Here is a 12,889-nt window from a genome sequence, read left to right as displayed (position 1 = left end):
AGAAGTTTTAAAACATAAAATTATAATTTTAAAAAGACAGCTTATATAAGCTGTCTTTTTTTGTTCGTAATATTTACTGATTTCCTTTCTTTTTTCTTTACTAATTGTAATCAAAATTAATAATTAAACAAATTAACAAATCAAAAGTGGGCGAACACATAAGTTCGTCACTACTATTTAAAAAATACATTTTATTTAGAATAAATCTAAATAAATGAAAGAAAATGATATATTTGCTTCCATATAAAAAGTATTAATAAGCATTTAAAAAAGTAACTATGGAAGGTGTTCTAAAAATATACGATAATAATATTGGAATTTCGTTTTGTTGGAAAGAAGCTAATAATCGTTTAGTCCAGATAATATTCAGAGATACTGGTTTTCATTTAACTGAAAATGAAATCGAAGAATTTTCAGAAAAAGTAATCCATTCAAAAAGTCAAAAAAATTGTGCTACTTGTATCAAAGGTCAAAACTGTAAATCTATCTTATTACAAACTCCTTCGGATAAAATAAGTTTGGCCGTTTCCGCTGTTGAACTCGAACAAATACATGATTTATTAAAAGGAACTCTCTTTCAAATGCAGATAAATAAATACTTAAATGGTATCTGTAATAACTAAGAAACTGTTTAAATTTCATCTGAGAGCCTGTTTGAATTTTATTCCAAAAATGTTTGTAACATCAAAATAGTATGGCAAGGGGTTAAAACCCCTTGTTTTAAAATAAAAATGCGTCAAAGGGAATTTATTTCAGTTTCGCATCCTGATTTGCCGTAGTTATTTCCTTTTTTTGATGATTTTGTCAATTCGAGTGATTTTAATGTCTAAAAGGAATTAAAAATGATATCGAGAATTTGAGTTATTTTGTGTTGATAAATTTTGATGCTAAAAAAAATCTCGATACCATTTTTTTTGAAAGAAAAAAAGTACTCGAACTGATAGATTATTTATGTATTTTTAGTTTTCTATTTTTAACTCTTATTTTTATCGGTACGAGTAAGATACTCGCGATAGCATAAAAAAAACGAAACTAAATAGCTGAAAAACAAATACAATAAATAGACTTAGCCCCGATTGAAGCAATTGTTTGAGCTCTTTTTTTGATTTTTCTTCAAAAAAAAAGCGAGTGCGGAAAGCGGGAAATAGCTCCAAAAAATAAAAAAAAATACTAAAACACTATTCTTTTTTAATATTTTCATCAAGCTCTTTGATTAAATACAGATACACCGGATAATGGTCGCTGTAACCTCCTGTATATTTTCCATAAGAAAAACTTCTAAAAGGATAACCTTTATAACGACCCTTTTTTTCGGTTAAAAATCGCTTGTTGAAAATACCCGCTTTGAACATTTTAAAAGTGGAAAAATCATTCTTTTTATCAAAAGCAACCAACTCACTACTGATGATAATTTGATCAAATAAATTTATATTATCTCGATATCCTAACGTATTAAAACCACGACGAAACATATTTTCATAAGGATTATACAAATCATTTTCTTGAAGTAACTTCTTTTTTGAAACCGTTTTTAAAACATTTTTAAGACTACTATTAATAGGATCATCATTAAAATCACCCATAATTAAAATTTTTGCCTTCGGAGTATCAACTCTTATTTTTTCAATAATTTGAGTTACTTTATACGCTGCCTTTTCACGCAAGGGACGACTTTTTGCCTCACCTCCTCGGCGAGATGGCCAATGATTAACCAAAATATGTATTAATTCATTATCCAAATATCCAGCAACCCATAAAATATCACGAGTGTGAACTTTTCTGCCATCACGATAAATTCCAGGATTGAAAGCCTGATAATGAATCGGTTTAAAATATCTTTTTTGATATAATAAACCCACATCAATACCTCGTTTATCTGGAGAATCAAAATGAATAATATCGTAATTTTTATCTTTAAGGTTTTTTGAAGCGACCAAATCTTCCAAAACTTTCCGATTCTCAACCTCAGCAACACCCAAAATTGCAGGACTCGTTTTTGTTTTTTCAGCTCCTAATTGTAAAATAACATCGCCAAGTTTATCAATTTTATCCCAGTAAATTTGTTGCTTATCACCCTTAATTTCCATAATAGGACTCGCTTCATCATTTTTTTCGATATCATTTACCGTATCAAAAAGATTTTCAAGATTGTAAAATCCAACAGTTCGTATTTTATATTTCTTTTGTGCCGATTGTGAAAAACATTCCGAAAAAGAAACACAAATCATACAACTAACCAATAACCATAAAAAAATGTTTTTCATCTAAATAAAAATTAATACGCTAAAGAAACACAAAAATTAATTACAAAAACATAATATATTAAATAAATAGCATAATGATAACTTAACAAGCTAAACACAACGTATTTCTATTTTTCAAAACAAAATAATATTTATTTTTAACAAGGTTTTATGCGTGATTTTATAGTAACAATCGTTTTATTCTTATTATTTTTTGAAATTGTAAATGCACAAAGTAGTGTAAAAGGTGTTGTTATTCATGCCGATACTGAAATTCCATTACAAGGCGTTACTATCATACTAAAAAATGCAAAAACTTCAGAAATAAAAACCCTTACAAATTCAAACGGCGTTTTTCATTTAAAAGGAATATCAAAAAGGATATCAGAAGAAAAACAACAACTTATCATTTCTTTTAAAGGATTCGAAACTCAATATTTTCCCATACTAGTAACCGATAAAAACATCAATTTAGGTACTATTTTTTTATATGAAAATATCCAAGTATATGATGATGTAAGTACAATTATACTTACCGATGACGAATTAAATGACGATGAAAGTACCGCCGATAATATTTCAGGACTATTACAAGCCACTAAAGATACCTATTTACGTGCCGCCGCTTTTGAATGGAGTTCTTCTTTTTATAGGATAAAAGGACTCGATTCGGATAATGCAAAAATACTTATCAACGGTATTGAAATGAATAAATTATACAACGGAAGACCACAGTGGAGCAATTGGGGAGGCTTAAATGATGTGCTGCGAAATCAAGATTTTAGTAATGGATTATCACCCTCAAACCATACGTTTGGAGGCGTTTTAGGAGCAACAAATATGAGTACTCGTGCTTCCGAATATCGCCAAGGAGGACGCATTTCTTATGCTTCCTCAAACAGAAGTTACACACACCGATTTATGGCAATGTATGCCACAGGTATCCTTAAAAATAATTGGGCAATTGCCGTTTCTGCAAGTAAAAGATATGCAAATCAAGGATTTACAGAAGGTGCTTCCTACAATGCAAATTCATTTTTTATAAGCGCCGAAAATGTGCTGAATCAAAAACATAGTATCAATTTTACAGGAATTTTTACTCAAAATCATCGAGGAAAAGCAGCAGCAAATACCCAAGAAGTGTACGATATCAAAGGAATTAAATACAATCCATATTGGGGATATCAACAACGAAAAATTAGAAATGCCCGAATTAAAAGAGTCGATGAACCCTTGATAATGTTAAACCATTATTGGAATATCAACCCAAAAACACGACTGCAAACGGGTATCGCTTATCAATTTGGAGAAATTGGAAATAGTCGCATCGATTTTAACGGCGGAAACGACCCAAGTCCAACATATTATCGAAAATTACCCAACTATTTTTTAAATGATGATTATAAAATCGACCACGAAAATGCCTACAAATCATTAGTCAATTTTAAAAATGATGGACAATTAAATTGGAAAGATTTATATATCGGAAATCAAAATAGTAAAGAAAATGCCCTATTTGCACAATATGAAGACAGAAATGATGACAAACAATGGAGCGTAAATAGTATTTTAAATTCCGAAATATCAGAAAATATAGCACTGACAACTAGCGCATTTTATCAAAAATTAAACTCCGAAAATTTTGCAAGTGTCCTCGATTTATTTGGAGCAGAAGGTTATTTAGATATCAATAAGTTTGGAAATTTAGGACAAGCAGACTATCAAAATGATTTATTAAATCCTAATAGAATTGTGAAAAAAGGAGACCGATTTAAATATAATTATGAGCTAAATGCCGATGTATATGGCGGTTTTACTCAATTACAATTCAAATATCATAAAGCAGATTTTTTTATCGCAGGAACCATGAAAAACACCAGTTATCAACGAAATGGTTTGTATAAAAATGGAATTTATCCTGGTGATGCCACAAATCCTGAAATACCAACTTCTTTTGGGAAATCTGAAAAATTAAACTTCCTCGGATACGGAATCAAAGCAGGAATTACTTACAAAATCTCTGGAAGACATCTAATCGATTTTAATGGGGCATATCTTAAAAAAGCACCGTCAATTCGAAATTCTTTTGCCAATTCAAGAGCTAATAACTTAACCGTTAATCAAGTACATCAGCTAAAAATAGCCGAAATAATGCCCAAAACAAACGCACTCGATATCAGTTATATTCTAAGAACGCCGTTTGTTACCGCAAAATTAACTGGATTTTATACCCAAATTACAAACGATACCGATATTGCATTTTATTTTACCAGTGCCGATAATCTTTTTGTACAAGAAATTGTAACAGGCATCAAAAAAAATCATTTTGGAACAGAATTAGGAATTGAAGCACAAGTATTGGCAAGTTTTAAAATCAAAGCCGCCGCAAATATCGGGCAATATTCCTATGCGAATAATCCAAATATTGTCTTGGCATCAGAAATAAGCGAAGATTCAAAAAAAGCAGGTTTCGATACAAAAGGTGTCAAAAATTATGGAAAAACAATGCTTAAAAATTATAAAATCGCTTCAGGACCACAAAAAGTATATTCCTTCGGATTTGAATATCGAGACCCTGAATATTGGTTTTTTGGCGTAACTGCCAATTATTTAAGTGAGGCTTATGTCGATGTTTCGCCAATAAAAAGAACCACGTCTTTTATTAGCGATGATACTCAATTCTTCCCTGAATATGACCCTAATACTGCTCGAAAATTATTATCCCAAGAAAAATTTGATAGTTATCCAACACTAAATGCTATCGGTGGAAAAACTTGGAGAATTGCTAAAAATAAATATATCGGATTCTTTGCGAGTGCAACAAATATCTTACATAAAGAATACAAAACAGGAGGCTACGAACAAGGTAGAACCGCCAATTATCAACTAGAAAATAACGATAATGCCAACCAAACGCCAAGCTTTTCTAGCAAATATTGGTACGGTAGAGGCGCAACCTATTTTCTAAATGTTAATTATCGATTTTAAAAAAGACACAGAAAAAAACTCAAAAGATTCTTGAAAATATTCTTGAAAAAATCAAAAAATATTAAAACATTAAAAAAGTAAAATATCAAAATGCAGAAAATAAACAGAATAACTATATCAAAATTAGCCGTTATTATCTTTTTAATCTCCATTTTTACTTCCTGTATAAAAGATGATGATTTTAAAATTCCTAGCCTAAAAAATCAAAAAGAATATCAAAATATAACATCCTTAAAAGAAATTGCCGATTTATACAAAGGAAAATTAGTCGAATTTAAAGACGAAATAACAACTTACGCTTACGTAAATTCAAGCGATAGAGAAGGAAATTTCTATAAATCACTTTTTGTGCAAGATGCTCCAGAGAATCCAACTATCGGTTTCGAAATAAAAATAAATGATACAAAATTAAATCAACGATACGCCGTAGGAAGAAAAATAATACTCAAATTAAAAGGACTCTTTCTAAATAAAAATAAAGACGGAAGCTATCAATTAGGTGCTGAAAATGCTTTCGGAAACGGTATTTACGGAATTGGCGTTCATGATTATGTGAAATTTATCGACAGAACTCCCGAAATAGATAGCATAATTCCAATCACGCTAAAAAGCGATGAATTAACAGAGAAACATCAAAATATTCTTGTTAAAATAACCGACATACAAGCTCAAAAAAAAGGACTGAAATACGCATCACCAAAACCTGGAAACTCAATATATACGGTTGATAGAAAACTCGTTTCATGTACTAGTTCCGATACTATAACCATGGTAAATAGTATTTTTGCAACTTACAGCACTTTGTTAATTCCTGATAAAAAAGGAAGTATTACAGGTGTTTTTAATCGTATCGAAAATAAAAAACAATTGACCATTAGAGATTTAAATGATGTCGATTTTACACAAGAATACGGCTGTTTTAACAATCCAACAATGACCTCCGTAAAAGAATTAAGAAAATTATTTATCAGTAATAAATCTTCAAATAAACCTTCAAATAAAACAGCAAAAGACAAATTAGCAGAAAACAAAACAAGAATTTATCAAAATTTTAAAATAAAAGTAATCATTACTTCCGATGATTCAAATGGAAATATCACAACCAAAAATGCTTTTGCTCAAGATACTTCCGCAGGAATTGCCCTAAATTTTACCGATAAACATAGCTTGAAAATTGGCGATGAAATTGAAATAACCGTCGGAGGATTATTTTTATCAAAAGAAAAAGGATTACTAACCTTAAATCTAAGTCCGTCAAATATTAGCAATAAAACTTCAGGAACGCTACCAACTCCCGAAATAATTACCATCGAACAAGCTTTAACAGATGAATATCAAAGTAAATTAATCCAAATTCAAGACGTGCAATTTAAAGATATTACTAAAAATTATCAAGGTGAAAATATCCTAACCTCCGATTGTACAAACGAATTAAAAATATATCCAATACCAAAAACAGCCACGTTTTCAACAACGAAAGTAGCATCTAAAAAAGGAACAATTACAGGAATAATGACTCAAAATCAAGGCGTTTATATACATATAAATAAACTCGATGCAATTAATTTTACTAAAACGTATGATTGTACACCCGCAGTCGTTACACCCCCTGTTATTCCGCCAACATCAGATACAACTTTAAGCGATGAACTGTTCTTTTCTGAATACGCAAAAGGAAGTAGCAATAATAAATATATCGAAATTTATAATGGTACTAATCAAGAAATTGATATGTCAGATTATAGTATCGAATTATATATTAACGGAGCTACTGAAAAATATAGAACACTGAAGTTAAGTAGTTTATCAAATGTAAATCTGGCAAAAGACGCTGTATTAGTGGTCTATAATTCCAAAGCAATAGACGCTATTAAAAAACAAGGCGATGTTACATCTAGTGTGATTTCTTTTAATGGTGATGATGCAATTATCTTAAAGAAAAATGACCTAATTATTGATGTTATAGGACAAGTAGGTGAAGATCCAGGAAAAGGTTGGGACGTGGCTGGCGTTACTAATGGAACACTGAATCATACTTTAATTAGAAAGAAAAATATCACAAAAGGAAATACAGATTGGGTAGTAAGCAAAGGAACGACACCCGAAAATTCGGAATGGATAGTAAAAGATAAAGATGATTTTTTATCCGTAGGAAAAAAATAATATATTTATAGCACAAAAAATAAAACAGAAAACCAAGCCTTAAAACTTGGTTTTTTACGCTTTTTTAGCATGTAAATAAATAAGATGTCATCAAATAGAAGAATTACAAATGCTTTTAAAAAAGCCAAAAAATTACCTTTAGATAAAACCTCTAAATATATTTTATTTTCAGATTGTCATAGAGGTGATAATAGTTTTGCAGACGACTTTTCTCATAATAGAGAAATATTTCAATATGCTTTGTCGCAATATTTACAAAAAGAATTCACCTATATCGAACTAGGAGATGGCGATGAACTTTGGGAAAATAAATTTTCAGATATCTTTAACGCTCACAAAGATATTTTTCTTCTATTGAAAGAATTTCATCTGAAAAAACAACTTCACTTTATTTGGGGAAATCATGATATGGATTATAAAAATCCGAAAAAAGTAATCAAAAATTTAAGCACTTATATTGATTCTGCTAATGGAAAAAAACAAGAATTATTCGTAAATCCTGCTTTCTCTGAAGCTATTCGATTGGAAAAAGAAAATGGAAAATCAATCTTTTTAGTACACGGACATCAAGCAGATTGGTTTAATTATACTTTTTGGAAATTTAGCCGATTTCTTGTTCGATATCTATGGAGACCACTACAAGTTGTTGGAATTAAAGATCCTACGAGTCCTGCTCAAAATTTTAAAGAACTCATAAAAGTTGAACATCGACTCGAAAAATGGATTCGAAAAAATAATAATCAAATGATTATTACTGGACATACGCATCGTCCACGTTTTCCAAGTGTCGATGAATTACCACATTTTAATGACGGAAGTTGCGTGCATCCTCGCTGTATTACAGGACTTGAAATTCAAAATAATCAAATTACACTCATTAAATGGCATGTTATCACCAATGAAAACGGTACAATGCAAATTGTAAAAACCATTTTGGAAGGTCCAAATGATATTACAGCCTACATTTAATGCTTAAAATAACAATTTATTAAACCACAGATAATATTAAAATAAAAAGGAATAGATATTTTTGACACATCTTATTATAAGTAGAAAGTCATTTGGTATATATTAGTTTTTGTCGACTATTTATCAGACTTACTACCTCTGGCCAAGGTAGTTTTTATTTAACATACTCTTTACAGTAAATTAACGTTAGTATTGGTTCTTTGCACTCGACAAAAACTAGTAGCCAATACCTAATGAATCTTCAAAAAAAACTTACACTTGTAGGTGTTTTTCTGTTGTCGTATACTTATGCGCAACAAATAGATACCCCAAAATTCGGAAAAGGACTGTTTAATTTAGTAGCAAAAGATAGCACATGGGCTATGAATATTGCGGCAAGAATGCAATTTTTAACAACCGCTCAATTTAATGTTAATTCAAATGGAATCTCAAATCCTTCCTCAACTTTCTTAGTTCGTAGAGCCAGATTAAAATTTAATGGATTTGCCCTTTCACCTAAATTGAAATATAAATTAGAATTAGGACTCTCTAATAATGATATCGGAGGTGCTACTGAATTTACAAACAATGCACCAAGATATATTTTAGATGCCGTTTTAAAATGGAATTTCTATGAAAATTTTGAAGTATGGATAGGACAAACAAAATTACCTGGAAATAGAGAACGTATTATTTCTTCAGGAAATCTTCAAATGGTTGATCGCTCTTTGTTAAATAAACGATTTAATATTGATAGAGATTTAGGCGTACAATTAAAACATCACTTTAAAATAGCCGATAACTTTATCGTTAGAGAAACGTTTTCAATAGCACAAGGGGAAGGAAGAAATGTAACTACTGAAAACCTTGGAGGGCATCAATATACGGCTCGGATTGAGTTTTTACCATTCGGTACTTTTACCAATAAAGGTGATTATAAAGGCGGTGATTTGAAACGAGAAAAAACATCGAAATTAGCTATCGGTTTTAGTTATGATTTTAATAATAATGCTGTTAAAAACAAGGGAAATCAAGGCGTATATATGAAAAATGATATCGGTTTTTATCAAACGAATATTTCAACCATTTTTGTTGATGCAATGTTTAAATATAAAGGATTTTCTTTTATGGGAGAATATGCATATAGAGATGCTAAAAATCCGCTAGCAAAAAATTCTGACGGAACCTTAACAGGTGATATTGTTCAAGTTGGTAACGGATTAAATTTGCAAACAGGCTATTTAATTTCTGAAAAATGGGAAGTTTCAGCACGGTATACAAGTATCAATTTAGATGAGAAAATAACACGTAAAGCTGCTGAAAATCAGTATACTTTAGGAGTTTCAAAATACATTTCAGGACACAAATTAAAAGTGCAAACAGATGTTAGTTATACCGATTTAGTTATTGGAAATAATAAGTTTATCGGACGCTTACAAATAGATATTCACTTTTAAAAAAATAACGTAAACCTAACATTGACACTATAAGAGTGTTTGTAGATTTGTCAAAAAAAATAAAAAATAAAAAATGGGGGATCCATATATTTTAATGCTAGTTGCTTTAGCTGTTTTAGCTATTGTCGATTTGGTTGTAGGAGTTAGTAACGATGCTGTAAATTTCTTAAATTCAGCAATTGGTTCTAAGGCCATTAAGGTTAGAAACATTATGATAATCGCTAGTGTTGGTGTGTTCTTTGGAGCAATCACTTCTAGTGGAATGATGGAAGTTGCACGTAAAGGGATTTTTAATCCTAATATGTTCATGTTTCAAGATATCATGTTTATATTTATGGCAGTAATGATTACTGATGTCTTGTTATTAGACATCTTTAATTCGTTAGGAATGCCAACCTCGACAACAGTTTCAATTGTATTTGAATTGTTAGGGGCGGCAGTTTGTATTTCATTATTAAAAATATCATCAAACGAAACACAGTCATTCTCTGATATTTGGAATTATATCAATCATGAACAAGCTACTAAAATTATTTTTGGAATACTACTTTCGGTAGTAGTCGCCTTTTCTGTAGGTGCTTTGGTTCAATTTGTATCAAGATTGATTTACTCTTTTAATTTTGAGAAAAGACCTACCTATATGAGTGCTTTATTTGGTGGTTTTGCAATTACAGCAATTACTTATTTTATTATCATCAAAGGATTAAAAGGAACACCTTATTATAAAAGTATTGGAAATTTAATTGAAGGAAATACCTTATTTATTATTGCGGGAAGTTTTGTTGCTTGGAGTTTAATTTCTCAAGTATTGATTAGCTTTTTTAAAGTAAATGTCTTAAAATTTATTATTGGAGTTGGTACTTTTTCATTAGCGATGGCCTTTTCAGGGAATGATTTGGTAAATTTCGTTGGTGTACCAATTGCTGCTTGGAATTCATATCAAGCTTGGCAAACTTCAGGGGTTTCTGCGGATGCTTTTTCAATGGGAATTTTAGCTGAAAAAGTGCCATCAAACGTGTATTTATTATTAATTGCAGGAGCGATTATGGTGGCAACTTTATGGACGTCAAGTAAGGCACAAAAAGTTATTAAAACAGGGATTGATTTATCAAGACAAGGAGAAGGGCATGAGAAGTTTCAGGCAAATCCTTTATCAAGAATTATAGTAAGATCTTCGATGGTTGTAAATTTTGTTATCCGAAGAGTTTCACCACCAAAGGCATTGGTTTTTATTGATTCTAAATTTCAAAAACCAGTTATCGAATTACCGAAGGATAAAACATACGAAATGCCTGCTTTTGATTTAGTAAGAGCTTCAGTAAACTTAGTTGTTGCTGGTATTTTGATATCAATTGCAACATCATTAAAGTTACCGTTATCAACAACTTATGTAACTTTTATGGTCGCAATGGGTACTTCATTAGCCGATAGAGCTTGGGGACGTGAAAGTGCTGTTTATCGAGTGGCAGGTGTAATTAATGTAATTGGAGGTTGGTTTTTAACAGCGATTACAGCCTTTTTAGCAGCGGCATTAGTGGCGTATTTAATTAGTTTTAGTATGGTGATGATTCCTGTATTATTATTAGTTGTTGCGTTATTAATCGGAAGAAATACGTTAATTCACAAGAAAAAATCAAAAGAAGTTGAAAGTAAAATTCACTTTAAAAGAGCTGAATTAATTACGATTAACGGTGTAATTGAAGAAAGTGCAGATCATATTGCAGGAGTTGCTACTCGTGTAAATAAATTATTCACGAATGTTGTAGATGATTTAGCAACACATGATTTAAATAAGTTACGTAAAACAGATAAGCATGTAGGAAAGTTAAATGATGAGATAGATGAGTTAAAAGACGGTGTTTTTTACTTTATTAAATCGTTAGATGATACTTCAGTACAAGCGAGTAGATTTTACATTTTAGTTTTGGGTTATTTACAGGATGTTGCACAATCGATTAGTTATATTTCAAGTGCAAGTTTTAAGCATGTTAATAATAATCACAAGAATTTAAAGAAGGATCAGTTGGCTGATTTAAAGCATATTGATACGACACTTTCAAAATTATTAGATGATATTAGTGTTACTTTTGAGTCTCGAGATTTCAATAAGTTAGAAGTTATTATTAATGAGAAGAAGCAGTTATTAAAGAATATTTCATCATCAATAGAGAAGCAGGTTGCTCGTATAAGAACTGATGAGGCGAGTCCAAAAAACACTACGTTATATTTCAGTATTTTGTTAGAGACACAAGATTTAGTTTCGGCATTGATGAGTTTATTAGAAACTTACGAAGAGTTCCATATAAGCAGTAAAAAGATATAGATTTATAGCTTATCATTTTATTTAGAAGAACCGAGTGAATTTCACTCGGTTTTTTTTTGGGAGCTATTTCCCGCTTTCCGCACTCGCTTTTTTTTGAAGAAAAATCAAAAAAAGAGCTCAAACAAAGCTTCAATCGGGGCTAAGTCTATTTACCGTGTTTATTTTTAGCTATTTAGTTTCGTTTTTTATACGCTATCGCGAGTATCTTGCTCGTGCCGATAGTAATAAGAGTTAAAAATGGGGAAATTAATGTCGTTCAAACTTTGTTTATGATAAATAATAATTAAGGTTTAATTCTTTGAAAATCAGTGATTAGTAAAATACTTCAAAAATAAACAAATAAAAGCCCTTGTCAGTCCAATAAAAGGATGTAGATTTGCAACCGCTAACAACAAAACGCAAGTTTAAAAGTTAACAAGGTTCATTAAAATATCGTTAAGTATCACATTAATAAAATGTAAAAAATAAGTTAAATTTAGCTTGTTTAAAACAAATTAAAAAATGTATATTTGCAACCGCTTTAAGAAATACACTAAAGCGAGAAACGATCAAGAAATTTTGGAATGATTTTTAAGCTAAAAATCAGTTAGTTCAATTCTAGCATTTCTACAAAAAAGTGTGTCGACTCGACACGTTCATTGAAAATATTGAAATTGACAGCGTAAATAAGAGTAGAATAACCACGTTCTATTAATTTAGAACAAATTCTTTTGAAACTTATTCATTAAATATTATTTAAAATATACAATGAAGAGTTTGATCCTGGC

Annotated in this window: 7 protein-coding genes; 6 read left to right on the top strand and 1 reads right to left on the bottom strand. The window is 30.4% G+C overall.

The genetic code is table 11. The features are described 5' to 3' along the window. Nucleotides 1–278: 278 nt before the first annotated feature. A complete protein-coding gene (locus L0U72_RS07955; RefSeq protein ID WP_101918652.1) occupies nt 279–623 on the top strand; it encodes a hypothetical protein in 345 nt (114 codons plus the stop codon). Nucleotides 624–1,178: 555 nt separating this feature from the next. On the opposite strand, the gene L0U72_RS07950 is transcribed toward L0U72_RS07955, so the two are convergent. Beyond that, complete coding sequence (locus tag L0U72_RS07950; RefSeq protein WP_233898834.1) at nt 1,179–2,264, bottom strand: endonuclease/exonuclease/phosphatase family protein; 1,086 nt, start codon at nt 2,262–2,264, stop codon at nt 1,179–1,181. Nucleotides 2,265–2,414: 150 nt separating this feature from the next. Here L0U72_RS07950 and L0U72_RS07945 point away from each other — a divergent pair, with 150 nt between their 5' ends. The 5 genes from L0U72_RS07945 (at nt 2,415) to L0U72_RS07925 (ending at nt 12,122) form a co-directional block, all read left to right on the top strand. Further along, on the top strand, nt 2,415–5,231 hold the full coding sequence (locus L0U72_RS07945) for a carboxypeptidase-like regulatory domain-containing protein (RefSeq protein ID WP_233898833.1): 2,817 nt from the start codon (nt 2,415–2,417) through the stop codon (nt 5,229–5,231). A 90-nt stretch (nt 5,232–5,321) separates the two neighbouring features. Then, a complete protein-coding gene (locus L0U72_RS07940; protein ID WP_233898832.1) occupies nt 5,322–7,394 on the top strand; it encodes a DUF5689 domain-containing protein in 2,073 nt (690 codons plus the stop codon). A gap of 84 nt (nt 7,395–7,478) precedes the next feature. Next, on the top strand, nt 7,479–8,363 hold the full coding sequence (locus L0U72_RS07935) for a metallophosphoesterase (protein ID WP_101918656.1): 885 nt from the start codon (nt 7,479–7,481) through the stop codon (nt 8,361–8,363). Between the two features lie 233 nt (nt 8,364–8,596). Next, a complete protein-coding gene (locus L0U72_RS07930) occupies nt 8,597–9,799 on the top strand; it encodes a porin (RefSeq protein ID WP_233898831.1) in 1,203 nt (400 codons plus the stop codon). A gap of 73 nt (nt 9,800–9,872) precedes the next feature. After that, on the top strand, nt 9,873–12,122 hold the full coding sequence (locus tag L0U72_RS07925) for an inorganic phosphate transporter (protein WP_233898830.1): 2,250 nt from the start codon (nt 9,873–9,875) through the stop codon (nt 12,120–12,122). Nucleotides 12,123–12,889: the final 767 nt, after the last annotated feature.

Source organism: Tenacibaculum piscium (assembly GCF_021390755.1).
In the GTDB taxonomy this organism is placed as follows: domain Bacteria; phylum Bacteroidota; class Bacteroidia; order Flavobacteriales; family Flavobacteriaceae; genus Polaribacter; species Polaribacter piscius.
The sequence above is the reverse complement of the archived record's forward strand: the minus strand, read 5'-3'. Positions and strand labels throughout refer to the sequence as shown.